Origin of the sequence: Puniceibacterium confluentis, from assembly GCF_007923445.1 — a bacterium.
Taxonomy (GTDB): Bacteria; Pseudomonadota; Alphaproteobacteria; order Rhodobacterales; family Rhodobacteraceae; genus Puniceibacterium; species Puniceibacterium confluentis.
This window is the reverse complement of record NZ_VOJI01000005.1, coordinates 16,792-32,960: the sequence shown is the minus strand read 5'-3', so window position 1 is coordinate 32,960 and position 16,169 is coordinate 16,792. Positions and strand designations below refer to the sequence as shown.

The window sequence follows — 16,169 nt, the reverse complement described above, 5'->3', positions numbered from 1 at the left end:
CCCCGTGACCGGGCCGGATATCATCGTTGTTGGATCGGGCATGGGCGGGGCCACGCTGGCGGCCGCGCTCGCCCCGACCGGGCGGCGGATCCTGATCCTCGAGCGCGGCGAACATCTGCGCGACAGTCCCGAGGCACGGGATCCGGGCGCGATCTTTGCCCGCGGGCACTACCGGCCCAGGGAAAGCTGGCTGGACGGGGCTGGAACCCCCTTCAATCCCGGCAATTTCTACTATGTCGGCGGCAATACCAAGATGTACGGCGCGGTGCTGTTCCGGTTCCGCGAAGCGGACTTTTCCCCCATCGCCCATCTGGGGGGGCGCAGTGTCGGCTGGCCGGTGTCCTATGGCGATTTCGCGCCTTATTACGACCGCGCCGAAACGCTGTACCAGGTGCGTGGCGCCGTTGCGCAGGACCCGAGCGAACCGGCGCATTCCGGCGGATATCCGCACCCCCCGGTGCCGCACGAACCGGTGATCTCCGATCTTGCGGCCCGGTTGAGCGCGGCGGGGCTGCATCCCTCGCCGCTGCCTCTGGGGGTCGATCTGGACCGCTGGCTGGCGCGCGGCGCCACGCCCTGGGACGGGCACCCGGACACCTGCGGCGGCAAGATGGACGCCGAAACCTGTGGTCTGGCCGAGGCGCTGAAACATCCCAATGTGACCTTGCAGACCGGCACGCATGTGGACCGGCTGCTGGCCGGTGCCACCGGGCGGATCACCGGGGTCGCAGTCACCCGCAACGGTGTTGGCGAAACGCTGACCGCGCCGGTGGTGGTGCTGGCGGCAGGGGCGGTGAACACCGCTGCGTTGCTGCTGCGCTCGGCGGACGCGCTGCATCCCGCCGGGCTGGCCAACAGGTCTGATCAGGTGGGGCGCAACTTCATGAACCACAACGCCTCGGCGATGCTGGCGCTGCATCCGTTGCGCCGCAACCCGTCGGTCTATCAGAAGAGCCTGACACTGAACGATTTCTACCTGCGGGGCGGGCCGGACGACAAGCCGCTGGGGAATGTGCAGCTGCTGGGCAAGATCTCGGCCCCCATCCTGGCATCGCAGGCGGGCATCCCGCAGGCCGTCGCCAGGTGGATCACCGACCGCAGCATCGACTTCTACCTCATGTCCGAGGATCTGCCAAACCCGGACAGCCGGGTGACGCTGCGCGGCGGGCAGATCTGTCTCGACTGGAAACGTTCGAACTGGGAGGCGCATATGGCACTTGTCGCCAGGATGAAATCGGTCCTGCGCCGCGCGGGGTTTCCCGTGGTGCTGTCCAAGGCCTTTGACCGGCGCACGCCGTCCCATCAGTGCGGCACCGCCCGCATGGGGCTGGACCCGGCGCAGTCGGTGACGGATGTCCGTGGCCGCACCCATGACCATCCCAACCTCTTCATCGCCGATGCCAGCGTGCTGCCGACCTCGGCGGCGGTGAACCCGTCGCTGACCGTGGCCGCGCATGCGCTGCGCTGCGCCGAAGCCGTCTCGGTGGGCCGGACATGAGCCGTCATGCGCTGATCACCGGTGGCCAGCAAGGCATCGGGCTGGGCATCGCCACGGCGCTGGCCGACGCCGGCTGGCGGGTGACAATCACCGCCGAAGTCGCGCCCGCGTCGGATACGGTGCGCGCCGCCCTGTCACGACTCGGCCCCGAAGCACGCTATTTCCGTCACGATGTGGCCGATCCCGACGGGATCGGCGCGCTGCTGGCGCAGGTGGGGCCGCTGAACACCTATGTCTCGAATGCCGGCGTGCCGGCACGGCTGCGCGGCGACATGCTCGACATCGCGCCGGAGAATTTCGATTTCACCCTGAACATCAACCTGCGCGGCGCCTTTTTTCTGGCGCAGGCGGTGGCGCGGCAGATGCTGGATCGGGCCGCGGATCCCTACCGGTCGATGCTGTTCGTGACCTCTGCCAGCGCCGAGATGGTGTCGGTCGAGCGGGCGGAATACTGTATCTCGAAGGCCGGCGCGTCGATGATGGCCAAACTGTTCGCGACCCGACTGGCGTCGGCCGGGATCGGGGTGTTCGAACTGCGCCCGGGCATCATCACCTCGCCGATGACGGCGGCGGTGCAGGACAGCTATACCCATCGGATCGAAGCCGGGCTGGTGCCCGCCCGCCGCTGGGGCACGGCGCAGGACATCGGCTCGGCCGTTCTGCCGCTGGCGCGCGGCGACATGCAGTTTGCCACCGGCGCGGTCATCCCGCTGGACGGTGGACTCTCCATCCCCAGACTTTAAGGCAGTCAACATGGCACAGACCTACGATTTCATCATCATCGGCGGCGGCTCAGCCGGCTGCGTGCTGGCGGCGCGACTGTCCGAGGGTACGGCAAACGTCCTGCTGCTCGAGGCCGGGGGGCGCGATTGGCATCCGTTCTACAAGATGCCCGCCGGCTTTGCCAAGATGACCAAGGGCATCGGAAGCTGGGGCTGGTACACAACGCCGCAAGAGCATCTCGGCGGGCGCCGGTTGCGCTATACCCAGGCCCGGGTGATGGGCGGCGGATCGTCGGTCAACGCGCAGATCTACACCCGTGGCGCGGCGCAGGATTATGACGAATGGCGGCAGTTGGGCTGTGACGACTGGTCTTACGAGGACGTGCTGCCGTATTTCCGCAAGGCAGAAGACAACGACACCTATGAGGATCGCTATCACGGCAAGGGCGGTCCATTGGGGGTGTCGCAGCCCGCGGCCCCGCTGCCGATCTGCGAAGGATATTTTGAGGCGGCGGCGCAGCTCGGCATTCCGCGCAACCTGGATATGGCCGGGGAAAAGCAGGACGGAGTGGGCTATTACCAGCTGACCCAGCGCAATGTGCGCCGCTCCTCGACCTCGGTGGCCTATGTCGATCCAGTGCGGCACCGCAAGAACCTGACCGTGCGCAGCGGTACGCAGGTGCAGCGGATCATCGTCGAAAAGGGCCGCGCTACCGGTGTCGAACTGATCGGCGGCGAACAGATCCACGCCAGCAGCGAGGTGCTGCTGTCCTCGGGGGCCATCGGTTCGCCGCGTCTGCTGCAACTGTCGGGCATCGGTCCGGCAGAGCATCTGCGCGCAGTGGGCATCAAGGCGATTCTCGATCAGCCCGGCGTCGGCGCGGACCTGCAGGATCACCTGGACCTGTTCACCATCTGCGAATGCCGTGGCGATTACACCTATGACAAATACGCCAGACCCCTCTGGTCGGCGGTGGCCGGGCTGCGATACCTGTTCAACCGCTCCGGTCCGGTTGCGTCGTCGCTGTTCGAGACGGGGGGCTTCTGGTACGCCGACGAAAACGCCCGCTCGCCGGATATCCAGTTCCATCTCGGCCTGGGTTCGGGGATCGAGGCGGGGGTGGATCACATGCCGCACGGCGGTGTGACGCTGAATTCGGCCTACCTGCGGCCGCGCTCGCGCGGGACGGTGCGGCTGGCCTCGGCGGACCCGACGGCCGCGCCGCTGATCGACCCGAACTACTGGGCCGACCCCCATGACAGGGAAATGTCGATCCGCGGCCTGCGCATGGTGCGCGAGATCATGGCGCAGGAGGCGCTCGAACCCTACGTGCTGGCGGAACGTCTGCCGGGGCCCGATCTGACCAGCGACGCGGATCTGGCGGCCTATGCCGCCGCCCATGCCAAGACCGACCACCACCCGGCGGGCACCTGCCGGATGGGCGCGGACGCTGCTGCCGTGGTCGACCCGCGGCTGCGGTTCAACGGCATCGACGGACTGCGGGTGATCGACGCCAGCATCATGCCGCGTCTCGTATCCGCCAACACCAACTCAACCGCCATCATGATCGCCGAGAAGGCCGCCGACATGATCCGCGAAGATATCGGAGCCTGACCCATGCGCCTGCCAAAATCCGACGGAACCCTTGCAGACTACGCCCTGACCGGAACGCCGCTGATCCCGCGGGCACCGCATGTGCCGTTGACACGGACAGCTTTTGCCGCAGCCCATGTGATCTCGGACCCGCTGCGCGAACGCGACCCCTGGATCGGGCGTCCGGCGGTTGATTGGGATGCGACACTGGCGTTCCGGCACACGCTCTGGGATCAGGGGCTGGGTCTGGCCGAGGCGATGGACACGGCGCAGCGCGGCATGGGGGTCGACTGGCTGACCGCCAGGGAACTGATCACGCGGACGATGACCGAAGCGCGGGCCCATCCGCTGAAACCGCGCGTGGCCTGTGGAGCCGGAACCGACCACGTGCCATTGGCCGAGCTGCGCAGTCTGGATGCGATCCGGGCGGCCTATGAAACCCAGATGGCCGCGATCGAGGCGGCGGGCGGCCAGCTGATCCTGATGGCGACGCGGGCGCTGCCTGCGATCAACGCCGATGCCGATGGCTATCTGAAGCTGTACGGTCAGTTGCTGGATCAGGCAAAGGAGCCGGTGGTGTTGCACTGGCTGGGCGACGCCTTTGACGCAGCGCTGGGCGGCTACTGGGGCAGCTCCGACGTGGCGACGGCAACCGAAACCGTGCTGGAGCTGATCAACGCCCATGTCGGCAAGGTCGACGGCATCAAGATCTCGCTGCTGGATCAGGCACATGAAGAGGCATTCCGCAAACGCCTGCCCGCGGGTGTGCGGCTCTATACCGGGGATGACTTCAACTATGCCGCCCTGATCGAAGGGGACGGCGCGCATTATTCCCATGCCCTGCTGGGCATTTTCGCGGCCATTGCCCCCGCCGCGTCGCGCGCGCTCGAAGCACTGGCAATGGAGGATCTGGACCGCTACCATGCCCTTCTGTCCCCCACAGTGCCGCTGAGCCGCGAGATTTTTCGGGCCCCGACACAGTTCTACAAGGCGGGCATCGCCTTTTTGTCGTGGCTGAACGGCACCCAGAAGCATTTCATCATGCCGGCGGGCTTTCAATCCACTCGTCCGATCGCGCATTATGCGGAAATCTTCCGGCTGGCGGATCAGGCAGGCTTGCTTGCGCGCCCCGACCTTGCGCAGAACCGGATGACGACCTTGCTGGCCCTGCATGGAATAGACTGACATGAGCCCACGCCGACCCACCATCCTGGACGTGGCCCGTGCGGCCGGCGTGTCGAAATCCACCGTCTCGCTGGTGGTGCGCGGCAGTCCGACGGTGCGCGAGGAAACCGCGAAACAGGTGCGCGCGGCGATGGCCGAAACCGGCTATGTCTACAACCGCGCCGCCGCCAACCTGCGGGCCTCTTCGGTGGGGTTGATCGGGCTTGTGATCAACGACCTGCGCAACCCGTTCTTTACCGAGTTTGCCACCTCGGTGCAGATGGCCCTGTCCGCGCAGGGCTATGCCACGGTGATCTCGAATTCGGACGAGGACGGCGCGTTGCAGGCGCAGATGGTCGGCTCGATGATCGAACACGGAGTCTCGGCCTTTGTGATCTCGCCCGCATACGGGCAGGAGGCCGAGACCTTCGAACAGATCGCCCGCGCCGGCATTCCCTGTTTGCAGGTGCTGCGGCAGGTCGACATGCGCGGCGATCTGTTCCCCTTTGCCGCCTTTGACTATGCCCGGGGCGGGCTGCTGGCGACCCAGCATCTGATTGCGCAGCAGGCGCGCAACATCGCCTTTGTCGGCGGTCTGCCGGACCGCGCGGTCACCACCGAACGGATGACCGGGTATCTTGAGGCGCTGCGCGGCACCGGCATGGCGCCGCGCAGCTTTCCCGGCCGCACGTCGCGCGCCTTTGGCGCCGAGATGGCCGCGCTGCTCAGCCGCCGCCATCCTGAAATAGATGCGGCTGTCTGTTTCAATGATCAGGTGGCGCTGGGCATGCTGTCAGGTTTTGCGCGTCAGGGCCGCACCGTGGGGACGGATTTCCGCATCGTCGGCTTTGACGATATCGAAGACTGTGGCCAGGTCTGGCCCCGCCTCAGTTCGGTCGCCTGCGACATCGCCCAATTTGGCCGCGACACCGCCGCAGCTCTGCTGGACTGGGTGGAAACCGGCCAGCACCCACCGCCGATGCGGCGCGCACCGGTGGCATTGGCCGCACGGGAATCCAGCCTTGGTTTTGGATCTGAAGGAAAAAGTCCATGATTCGCCACATCGTTCTGCTCAACCTGCCACCGGAACATGACGCCGCCATCCTGCTGGAAGCGCTGGGTCTGCTGGACGGGCTGGTCGCCAAGGTGCCGGGATTGCTGGCGTTCGACCACGGGCCGAACCACGATTTCGAGACGAAATCGCAAGACTACCCCTATGGTTTTGTGGTGACATTCGCCGACAGGGCGGCACATCTGGCCTATGAGGCGCATCCCGATCACCAGCGCGCCGGCGGGCTTCTGGTATCCCTCTGTTCCGGCGGTTACGACGGGATTTTTGTCGCCGATCTGGCCGTCGGTGACAGCCCGGGCCACGCCACCTAGTGCAGTCTTTCCAGCCGGTCGGCATGGCGTTGCAGCGCCTCGACCAGATGGCCCAGGCTTTCCAGCCCGTGTCCGGTCAGAAGCGGCATCAGCCGCTGCATCACTTCGGCGGCCATCAACGCCTGTGACAGCCCGCCGCGCGCCGGTGCCGCGGGCAGTGTCACGCCCGTCCGCCCGGCAAGCGCCCGCAGACTGTGGTCCGCGCCGTCACCAAACAAGAGGGCGGAAAGCAGCACCAGATCAATCTGCGGCAGATCCCAGACCAGACCGGTGCTGGCATCGTGGCGGCGCAGAAAGGCCATGCGCAGCGGCGCGTTATGGGCGACGATGACCGCGTCGGTTGCAAAGGTGTGAAACTGCTCGATGGCGGTCAGGATTGTCGGGCGTGCCTCCGGCGCTGTGCCCGCGCGCATCCCGCGCCCGCTTGCATCATCATGGCCGGTCGCTCCGATGCGCAGGTCCAGCACCTCGCGCCGCAGGATGCTGGAGCCGACCATCCGCACCGCCCCGATCCGCAGCACCTCGTCGCGGTGCGGCAAAAGCCCGGTGGTCTCTGTCGACAGCACCACAAATGTCAGGGCATTCAGCGGTATGTCCTCGGCCCTGACCGGGGTCTGCGCTGCGATCAGGTCAAAGTCATAGACCAGCGGGCCTGGCACAGGGCTGTCCGCGCGCGGTGCTGCCTCGTCCAGGACGACCAGCGCTCCGCCATCTTCGAGAGGGCGCATTCGCGCGTCGATGCGCGTGCCGACCGCCCCCGGGACGGCGGCAAAGCGGACCTCGAGCCCGGTGCGCTGCATCCGGGCCCGCGCGCCGGCGATCAGGTCGGGGTTGAAATAATCGCTCAGCGGCGCGTTCAGCCGGGGCGGGCCGCTGCGTGACAGCAGTTCTGCCGCCTGACTGTCGTACAGCAGAATCCGATCCGCCGCGTTGATCATCAGGATGGCGACCGGAACCTCGCGCAGCACCCGGGTCAGTTGAAGTTTCTCTGCTTCCAGCTCGGCCAGACGGCCGGTCAGCCTGCGTGTCTCGTGTTGCGCGGCCGTCTCCTGGACTGGTCGGCACGGTTCGGACAGGTCGGTTTCGCCGGACTGCGGGGGCGCGGTCGGTGGATGTTCCAGCGGCTTGGCAATGTGCTCGTCAAGGTAGATCCACGCGGCGACACTCAGCGCGAGGATCAATCCGGTGCCGGCCAGCCCGGTCAGCGCCAGCCCGGTCTCGACGCTGGTTTCCGCGGCTTTGGCGGCCCCGAACCAGAGCACGGCCTGCAAACCGCCGACCAAAGCCAGCGCGAGGGCCGCAAATATCAGAAAGATCCGAAACCTCAGGCCGTCGCGGTGTGTCACCATGTGCAGCGCCGCCGGGGTCGGCCGGGGATCGCTGTGATGTGATCCCTTGATGTCTGCGGGACAGCCCAGAAAAACGACATTTTTCTCCCTCTCGGCTGTCCGGCCACTGGTGGCCGCGCGTTTCGTGCAGAGTTGCGCATTATGCCACCCGGCGTCCATGCCAGATGCAGTTTTTTGGCAGGAACCTGTCAGAAAATACAGGTCCTCTGGTGCGGCGCTGTGCATTTTCCGGGACTTGGCAGCCCCGCAATGCAACCGGGCGCAGCCCTGAAACAGGGTGCGCCCGGTGTTTTCGGGGCCGTGTGGAGGTGTCAGCCCCGGGTGGCGGTCACAATGGCGTCCAACCGCTCCGCGACATCGGCGATCGCGCCCATGGCTGGAACCCGGTGCAGCGCGCCCCGGTCAGCGTAATACTGCGCGAGCGGCGCCGTCTGGGCGTGGTAGGCCGCGAGTCGGCTGCTGACGGTTTCTGCGGTGTCATCGGCGCGCCGGATCATGTCGGTGCCACCGCAGCTGTCGCAGATTCCGGCGGTTTTGGGGGCCTTGAAGCTGTCGTGGTAGCCTTCGCCGCAGCCCGCACAGGTGAAGCGCCCGGAAATCCGGGTGACCATTTCGCCGTCATCGACCTCAAGACTGATGGCCGCGTCGATCTTCTGCTCGCGCTCGGCCAGCAGCAGGTCCAGGGCTTCGGCCTGTCGCGTGGTGCGCGGAAAGCCGTCCAGGATCACACCCTGTTCGGTGTCGCGATCCGCCAGACGGTCGCGCAGGATGGCGATCACGATGTCATCGCTGACCAGGCCGCCGGCCTCCATCACCGCCTTGGCCCGGTTGCCGGCGTCGGTGCCCTGTTTCACGGCGGCGCGCAGCAAGTCGCCGGTCGAAAGCTGCACCATGCCGAATTTTTCCTCAATCATCCGGGCCTGCGTGCCCTTGCCGGCGCCCGGCGGGCCCAGCAGGATCAGGACGGGGGCCGCAACGGCGAGAGTTGTTTCAGCCATCGCCATTACGCCCGGTTCATGCGGTTGTTGATGAGGTCGTCAACGACCGACGGGTCTGCCAGGGTCGAGGTATCCCCCAGCGCACCAAAGTCGTTTTCGGCGATCTTGCGCAGGATACGGCGCATGATCTTGCCCGAGCGGGTCTTGGGCAGGCCCGGCGCCCACTGAATCAGGTCCGGTGAGGCAATCGGGCCGATCTCGTTGCGCACCCATGTGCGCAGTTCCTTCCTGAGCTCTTCGGACGGCTCGACCCCGTTCATCAGGGTGACATAGCAGTAAATGCCCTGACCCTTGATGTCGTGCGGATAGCCGACCACGGCGGCCTCGGCGACCTGGGCATGGGCGACCAGCGCCGATTCCACCTCGGCAGTGCCCATGCGGTGGCCCGATACGTTGATCACATCGTCGACGCGTCCGGTGATCCAGTAGTCGCCATCCGCATCGCGGCGGCAGCCGTCGCCGGAAAAGTAATAGCCCTTGTAGTCCGAAAAGTAGGTCTTTTCGAACCGGTCGTGATCACCCCAGACGGTGCGCATCTGACCCGGCCAGCTGTCCTTGATCGCCAGCACGCCTTCAGCGGGCGACTCGGCGATTTCCGCGCCGGTTGTTGGCTCCAGCACCACCGGCTGCACGCCAAAGAACGGCTTCATCGCGGCACCGGGTTTGGTGGCATGAGCACCGGGCAGGGGGGTCAGCAGGTGGCCACCGGTTTCGGTCTGCCACCAGGTGTCGACGATGGGGCAGCGCCCGCCGCCGACCACGTCGTTGTACCAGTTCCAGGCTTCGGGGTTGATCGGCTCACCCACGGTGCCCAGCAGGCGCAGCGAGGACAGGTCGCATTTGGTGACAAACTCCTTGCCCTGACCCATCAGCGCGCGGATCGCGGTAGGTGCGGTGTAGAACTGCGTCACCTTGTGCTTTTCGCAGACCTGCCAAAAGCGGCTGGCGTCGGGCCAGGTCGGCACCCCTTCGAACATCAGGGTGGTGCCGCCGTTGGCGAGCGGGCCGTAAACGATGTAGCTGTGCCCGGTGACCCAGCCCACATCGGCCGTGCACCAGTAGACGTCGCCGTCGTGGTAATCAAAGGTGATCTGGTGGGTCATTGCGGCATAGACCAGGTAGCCGCCCGAGGTGTGCACCACACCCTTGGGCTGACCGGTCGAGCCGGAGGTGTAGAGGATGAACAGCGGATCCTCTGCATTCACCTCGGCCGGAGCGCAGGTCGTCGCCGCGTCCTGTGCCAGCGCGTTGTAGTCAAAATCGCGGCCCTCGGTCCAGGTGGTCTGACCACCGGTCCGCTTGACCACAAGGCATTTGACCTGATCGCTGGCGTCCCGCAACGCCTTGTCGGCATTCGCCTTGAGCGCGGTCTTCTTGCCGCCGCGCGGGGCCTCGTCAGCTGTGATCAGAACCTTTGCACCGCAACCGTTGATGCGGGCGGACAGGGCGTCGGGGGAAAAGCCGGCAAAGACGATGGAGTGGATTGCGCCGATGCGGGCACAGGCCAGCATGGCATAGGCCGCCTCGGGGATCATCGGCAGGTACAGGATGACCCGGTCGCCCTTTTCGACGCCGAGATCGCGCAGCACATTGGCCATGCGGCAGGTGTTGTCATGCAGCTGCTGATACGTGATGTGCTGTGCGGCTTCCTTGGGGTCATCCGGCTCCCAGACGATCGCGGTCTGGTTTGCGCGGCTGGCAAGGTGGCGATCAATGCAGTTGGCGGCAACGTTCAGCGTGCCGTCGGCGAACCAGTTGATCTTGACCTGCCCTAGGGTGAAGTCGGTGTCCTTGACCTGGGTGTAGGGTTTGATCCAGTCGATGCGTTTGCCGTGCTCGGACCAGAAGGCTTCGGGGTCCTTGATGCTGGCCGCGTACATCTCGTCATACTTCGCCGCATCGACATGGGCGCGGGCGATGGTTTCGGATGTGGGGGGATAGGTTTTATCAAGCATTTCAGGCTCCTCCAGTTTGGGGGCAAAGAAGACGGCCCGGCCCCCGATTGCAAGACACCTTTAGTCGTACGGGGGGCCGGGTTCCGGGGGGCATGTCAGATGGCCAGATATTCGGCGCGAAGTTGTTCGTTTTCAAGCACTTCTGAGGCTGTGCCATCAAAGACGATGGACCCGGTGTCCAGGATTACCGCCCGGTCGGCCAGTTGCAGCGCCCGTACAGCGTTCTGTTCGACGATGATCGTAGTCATGCCCTGCTCTTTGACGATGCGCAGGGTCTTTTCGATCTCGTCGACAATCACCGGAGCAAGACCTTCGTAGGGTTCATCCAGCAGCAGAACCTTGATGTCGCGCGCCAGTGCCCGGGCGATGGCCAGCATCTGCTGCTCGCCGCCCGAGAGGGTCACGCCCTCTTGCTTGCGCCGCTCGCCAAGGCGGGGGAACAATTCGTAAAGCCGATCCAGTGACCAGCCGATCGGCGGTGCGATCTGCGCCAGTTGCAGGTTTTCCTCGACGGTGAGACCGGGGATGATGCGGCGGTCTTCGGGGACCAGACCCAGACCTGCCATCGACGCCTGATACGACGACATCTTGTGCAGGGGCTGGTGGTCCAGCCAGATTTCGCCCTTGTTCACCTGCGGGTTGGCCAGCCGCGCGATAGACCGCAGGGTGGTGGTCTTGCCCGCGCCGTTGCGCCCCAGCAGGGCGAGGATCTCGCCCTCGTGGACGTTGAAGCTCACGCCCTGGACGATGTAGCTTTCGCCGTAGTAGGCGTGGATGTCCCAGACCGACAGAAAGGCCGGGGCGGTTTCCGCGTGGCTGGCATGCTTGGAAAAGTCGGGTTTGACGTTCATGGCTGTGTCCTCCCTTTAAGCCGACTCGCCGAGATACGCTTCGCGTACCTTGGGATGGCCCTTGATGTTTGCCGGCGTGTCCTCGACCAGCGGTGTGCCCTGGGCCAGAACGGTGATCCGGTCGGCCAGCGAAAACACCACGTGCATGTCGTGTTCGATGATGCACATGGTTATGTTGCCGCGCGCCTTGATGTCCTTGAGCAGGTCGATGGTGTTGTTGGTGTCCGCCCGCGCCATGCCGGCCGTCGGTTCGTCCAGCAGCAGCAGACGCGGCTCCTGCACCAGACACATCGCCATTTCCAGGCGCCGCTTGTCGCCGCGCGACATCGAGGCCGCGTGCATGTCACGCTTGTCCAGCATCTTGACCTCGGCCAGCATCTCTTCGGCCCGTGCGCGCAGCGCCTTTTCGCTGAACACCGAGGCAAGTGCGTGCATCCGGAACGATCCGTCGCGTCTGGCGAGGCAGGGGATCATCATGTTTTCCATCACCGTGAGATCGCCGAAGATCTCGGGGGTCTGGAACACGCGGGAGATGCCCATCTGGTTGATTTCGTAAGGCTTGCGTCCCAGCACCGACTGCCCGTCGAACATCACCGATCCGGTGTCCGGGATCAGCTTGCCGACCAGGCAGTTGAGCAGGGTGGACTTGCCCGCGCCGTTCGGGCCGATGATCGCGTGCACCGTGTTGTCGGCGACCGAAAGGTTGACGTTGCCGAGGGCCTGGAGGCCGCCGAAGCGCTTGTTGACGTCTTTGACTTCGAGAATGCCCATGACGTGCCTCCTTATTCTGCGGGTGTCTTGGCGGCGGACGGGGTACCGTCAACAGCCTTCTTGCGGCGGAACATCTTGCCGATCTTCTGGCCGCCTTCGACCAGACCGCCGGGCAGGAAGATGACCACGGCCATGAACATCAGGCCCAGGGTCAGCGACCAGCCCTTGCCGACAAAGGGGTGGACGATGGTCACCATCAGATCCTCGAGCCCGTCGGGCATGAAGGCGAACCAGCTGTGCAGGACGTTGTCGTTGATCTTCGAGAAGATGTTTTCGAAGTACTTGATGAAGCCTGCGCCCAGAACCGGGCCGATCAGCGTGCCGGCACCGCCGAGAATGGTCATCAGCACCACCTCGCCAGAGGCCGTCCACTGCATCCGCTCGGCGCCCGCCAGAGGGTCCATCGAGGCGAGCAGACCACCGGCCAGACCGGCATACATGCCCGAGATCACAAAGGCCGCCAGGGTGTAGGGACGGGCGTTGAGGCCGGTGTAGTTCATCCGCTGCTGGTTGGATTTCACCGCCCGCAGCATCAGCCCGAACGGCGAGCGGAAGATGCGGATCGCGAGGTAAAAGGCCACAAGCATCAGCACCGCGCAGAGGTAGTAGCCGGCGTTGAACTGGAACAGCCAGGGGCCAAGCTGCATTTCCGCGGTCGAGCGCATCTCGATCCCGAACAGCGATGTCACCGGAATGCCGCCATCGGCCGACACCGACGTGCCGAGGATGCGCGGATCGCTGAGGCTGAGTTGCAGGCCGGTTTCACCATTGGTGATCGGGGTGAGCACCGAATAGGCCAGCGCAAAGGACATCTGCGCGAAGGCCAGCGTCAGGATCGAAAAGTAGATGCCGGAGCGGCGCAGACTGACGAACCCGATGATCAGCGCGAAGACCCCCGCGACGATGACCGACAGAATGATGGCCGGAATGACGTTCATGCTGAGCAGTTTGAACATCCAGACCGCCGAGTAGGACCCGACCCCCAGAAAGGCCGCGTGGCCAAAGCTGAGGTATCCGGTGAGGCCGAACAGGATGTTGAAACCGATGGCGAAGATCCCGAAGATCACAAAGCGCTGCATGAGATCGGGATAGCCCGCGTTGAACTGCGCCATGCCCGATCCCGCAGGAAAGGGGTTGAGGATGAAGGGGGCGAACATCGTCAGAACGGCGACGATAAGCAGCAGGGTGGTGTCTTTTTTATCGAGTCCGAACATGTCTTATTCCTCCATCACGCCTTTGCGGCCCATCAGGCCACGGGGGCGGGTCAGCAATACAACGATCGCGACGACATAGATGATGATCTGGTTGATACCGGGGATCAGGTCGATGACCTGGGTCATCGAGGCAAAGCTTTCGAGGATGCCCAGCAGGAAACCTGCCAGCACCGCCCCGGGCAGCGACCCCATCCCGCCGACCACGACGACCACGAAACTCAGCACCAGGAAGTCCATGCCCATGTGATAGTTCGGCGCGTTGATCGGGGCGTACATCACCCCCGCCAGTCCCGCCACGGCGGCGGCGAGGCCGAACATGATGGTAAAGCGCTTGTCGATGTTGATGCCCAGCAGTCCCACCGTCTCGCGGTCGGCCATACCGGCCCGGACCACCATGCCGAAGGTGGTGAACTGCAGGAAGGCGAAGACTGCACCGATGATCAGGGCGGCAAAGCCGAAGTAGACCAGGCGCCAGTAGGGGTAGATGATCACGTTGGGATCAAAGCCCAGCAGGGTGCCAAAGTCGAACGAGCCGCGAAACACCATCGGCGCGCCGGTCTGGATCGGGTTGGCGCCATAGTAGTACTTGATCACTTCCTGCAACACGATGGCCAGGCCAAAGGTCACCAGGATCTGATCGGCGTGGGGGCGCTTGTAGAAATGTTTGATCAGTCCGCGTTCCATCACGAAACCGATCAGGATCATGATCGGAATGGCGAACAGGATCGCAATGGGCACGGACCAGTCGATGATTGTGGCGCCGAATTCGGGGCCGAACCAGTGTTCGACATAAGGTGTGCTGATCTTTGACGGATTGCCAAGGAAATCGGTCTTGGTCGGATCCACTGTCTCGAAGCTGATTGACAGGATCCGTTGCACCGTGACCGCGCAAAAAGCCCCGATCATGAAAAGTGCGCCGTGGGCAAAGTTGACCACGCCCAGCGTGCCGAAGATCAGTGTCAGGCCCAACGCGATCAGCGCGTAGGCCGAGCCCTTGTCGAGGCCGTTCAGAATTTGCAGAATTATGGCGTCCATGGTCCCACCCTTTTGCGGTTAACATGTGGGGAAGCACCCCGCCCGTAAGCGGGCAGGGTGCGGGTCAACCGGTCACACAGGGGTGCCATGTGGCCGGTTACTGTCCGGGGGTTATGCGCCCGGGTTGCAGGATCCCAGCGCACCGCCCGCAAACATCGGGTGGTCGGGCGCATAGGTGACCTGCTCGGTCGGCGTGACTTCGACGATCTCAACCAGGTTGAATTCGTCCTCGGGGTTTTCGGCACCCTTCACGACCAGAACATCCTTGAAGCACTGGTGATCGTCGGCGCGGTAGAGTGTCGGACCGTTGCCCAGGCCGTCGAATTCGAAACCGGCAAGGGCTTCGCCGAGGGCGCAGGGGTTGAAGGTGCCGGCACGGGCTGCGGCATCCGCATAAAGCAGGGTCTGCGCATAACAGGTCTGCGCGGCCTGCGACGGCGGGAAGCCGTACTTGTTGCCGAAGGACTGCACAAAGGCGTTTGTGCCCGCGTACTTGGCGCCCATCTGGTTTTCGAGCTTCCAGTCCCAGTTCTGAGACCCGACGATGCCCTTGATGTTCTGACCGGCACCCTTGGCCATCAGCTCGGAGTAGAGCGGCACGACGATTTCGAAGTTTTTGCCGTTCACCTGCTTGTCGCGCAGGCCGAACTGTACCGCGTTGGTGAGCGAGTTCACCATGTTCCCGCCGTAGTGGTTCAGGACCAGAACATCTGCGCCGGAATTCAGAACCGGCGTGATGTAGGACGAGAAGTCCGTGGCGGCCAGCGGGGTGAGGACGTTGTTCACAGTGGTCCAGCCAAGCGCTTCGGTCGCGGCCTGGATCGATTCCTGCTGGGTCCAGCCCCAGGTGTAGTCTGCGGTCAGGTGGTAGGCCGCACGATCGTCGCCATAAAGGTTCTTGAGCACGGGCGCGAGTGCCGCCGCCGACATGTAGGCGTTAAAGAAGTGACGGAAACCGTTGGCCTTCTTGTCCTTGCCCGTGGTGTCGTTCGAGTGGGTCAGACCGGCCATGAAGATGACGCCGGCTTCCTGGCAGAGACCCTGCACAGCAACCGCCACACCCGAGCTGGAACCGCCCGAAATCATGATGGCGCCGTCTTTTTCGATCATCGACTTGGCGCTGGCGCGGGCCGCGTCCGATTTGGTCTGGGTGTCGCCGGTGACAAACTGGACTTTCTTGCCCAGGATGCCGGTGCCGTCGAGAACCTTTGAGGAAAAGGTCGACAGCATGCCGCCGTCGCCTTCACCGTTCAGGTGTTCGACAGCGAGTTCAAAGGCACGCAGCTCGTCCGCGCCTTCATCGGCATAGGGGCCAGACTGCGGAACGTTGAAGCCCAGCGTGACGGTGTCGCCGGTGGGCGCGTTGGTGTAACCGGAATGTGCCGCAGCCGACAGATAGGTCGGCAGGGCAAGACCTGCGCCGGCGACAGCGCCGGTCTTGATCACGCCACGGCGTGTCAGGTTCATTTTGGACATTAGCATCCTCCCATGTGGTGAAATGCGAAACCGGGCTCCTCTTCCCGATGACGCGTGCACTGTTACGTGCAAATTCAATATGCGCGAAAAGTCGAAAACCTCGCAACAACTGCTTTGAATTCATCGAAAATCTTGTAAAGTAATCCACAAGTTTCCGTT

The 16,169-nt window shown here is 64.4% G+C and carries 14 protein-coding genes; 6 read left to right on the top strand and 8 right to left on the bottom strand.

What is annotated here, in order from left to right; translation table 11 throughout:
- The first annotated feature begins 4 nt into the window (after window positions 1–4).
- Genes FOY53_RS07325 through FOY53_RS07300 form a run of 6 tightly spaced genes read left to right on the top strand, consistent with a single transcriptional unit; the run spans window position 5 to window position 6,361 of the window.
- Window positions 5–1,498 carry a GMC oxidoreductase gene (locus FOY53_RS07325; protein ID WP_222435230.1) on the top strand — a complete coding sequence of 498 codons (1,494 nt, stop codon included), beginning with the start codon at window positions 5–7 and terminating at the stop codon, window positions 1,496–1,498.
- On the top strand, window positions 1,495–2,241 hold the full coding sequence (locus tag FOY53_RS07320) for a 3-ketoacyl-ACP reductase (protein WP_146587275.1): 747 nt from the start codon (window positions 1,495–1,497) through the stop codon (window positions 2,239–2,241). The genes FOY53_RS07325 and FOY53_RS07320 overlap by 4 nt, the downstream gene beginning before the upstream one ends.
- 10 nt (window positions 2,242–2,251) lie before the next feature.
- Entirely contained in the window at window positions 2,252–3,835 is a 1,584-nt protein-coding gene (locus tag FOY53_RS07315; RefSeq protein WP_146587273.1) for a GMC family oxidoreductase, read from the top strand.
- A 3-nt stretch (window positions 3,836–3,838) separates the two neighbouring features.
- The gene (locus tag FOY53_RS07310; RefSeq protein WP_146587271.1) at window positions 3,839–4,999 is read left to right on the top strand and encodes a dihydrodipicolinate synthase family protein; all 1,161 of its coding nucleotides are present in this window, start codon (window positions 3,839–3,841) and stop codon (window positions 4,997–4,999) included.
- Between the two features lies 1 nt (window position 5,000).
- Window positions 5,001–6,032, top strand: a complete 1,032-nt coding sequence (locus tag FOY53_RS07305; RefSeq protein ID WP_146587269.1) for a LacI family DNA-binding transcriptional regulator — start codon at window positions 5,001–5,003, stop codon at window positions 6,030–6,032.
- The gene (locus FOY53_RS07300) at window positions 6,029–6,361 is read left to right on the top strand and encodes a Dabb family protein (RefSeq protein WP_146587267.1); all 333 of its coding nucleotides are present in this window, start codon (window positions 6,029–6,031) and stop codon (window positions 6,359–6,361) included. The genes FOY53_RS07305 and FOY53_RS07300 overlap by 4 nt, the downstream gene beginning before the upstream one ends.
- Here the strand turns inward: FOY53_RS07300 and FOY53_RS07295 are convergent.
- From FOY53_RS07295 to FOY53_RS07260, 8 genes are all read right to left on the bottom strand, one after another.
- Window positions 6,358–7,710 (bottom strand): 3'-5' exonuclease, encoded by a 1,353-nt coding sequence (locus FOY53_RS07295; protein ID WP_146587264.1) that lies wholly within the window; start codon window positions 7,708–7,710, stop codon window positions 6,358–6,360. The genes FOY53_RS07300 and FOY53_RS07295 overlap by 4 nt on opposite strands.
- Before the next feature lie 311 nt (window positions 7,711–8,021).
- Complete coding sequence (locus FOY53_RS07290; protein ID WP_146587262.1) at window positions 8,022–8,714, bottom strand: adenylate kinase; 693 nt, start codon at window positions 8,712–8,714, stop codon at window positions 8,022–8,024.
- Window positions 8,714–10,663: an acetate--CoA ligase gene (gene acs, locus FOY53_RS07285; protein ID WP_146587260.1), complete on the bottom strand. Its 1,950-nt coding sequence runs from the start codon at window positions 10,661–10,663 to the stop codon at window positions 8,714–8,716. The genes FOY53_RS07290 and acs overlap by 1 nt, the downstream gene beginning before the upstream one ends.
- Window positions 10,664–10,758: 95 nt before the next feature.
- A complete protein-coding gene (locus tag FOY53_RS07280; RefSeq protein WP_146587258.1) occupies window positions 10,759–11,514 on the bottom strand; it encodes an ABC transporter ATP-binding protein in 756 nt (251 codons plus the stop codon).
- Window positions 11,515–11,529: 15 nt separating this feature from the next.
- Window positions 11,530–12,285 carry an ABC transporter ATP-binding protein gene (locus FOY53_RS07275; RefSeq protein WP_146587256.1) on the bottom strand — a complete coding sequence of 252 codons (756 nt, stop codon included), beginning with the start codon at window positions 12,283–12,285 and terminating at the stop codon, window positions 11,530–11,532.
- 11 nt (window positions 12,286–12,296) lie between these two features.
- A complete protein-coding gene (locus FOY53_RS07270; RefSeq protein ID WP_146587254.1) occupies window positions 12,297–13,499 on the bottom strand; it encodes a branched-chain amino acid ABC transporter permease in 1,203 nt (400 codons plus the stop codon).
- A 3-nt stretch (window positions 13,500–13,502) separates the two neighbouring features.
- A complete protein-coding gene (locus FOY53_RS07265; RefSeq protein WP_146587252.1) occupies window positions 13,503–14,534 on the bottom strand; it encodes a branched-chain amino acid ABC transporter permease in 1,032 nt (343 codons plus the stop codon).
- A 111-nt stretch (window positions 14,535–14,645) separates the two neighbouring features.
- A complete protein-coding gene (locus FOY53_RS07260; protein ID WP_146587250.1) occupies window positions 14,646–16,010 on the bottom strand; it encodes a substrate-binding protein in 1,365 nt (454 codons plus the stop codon).
- Window positions 16,011–16,169: the final 159 nt, after the last annotated feature.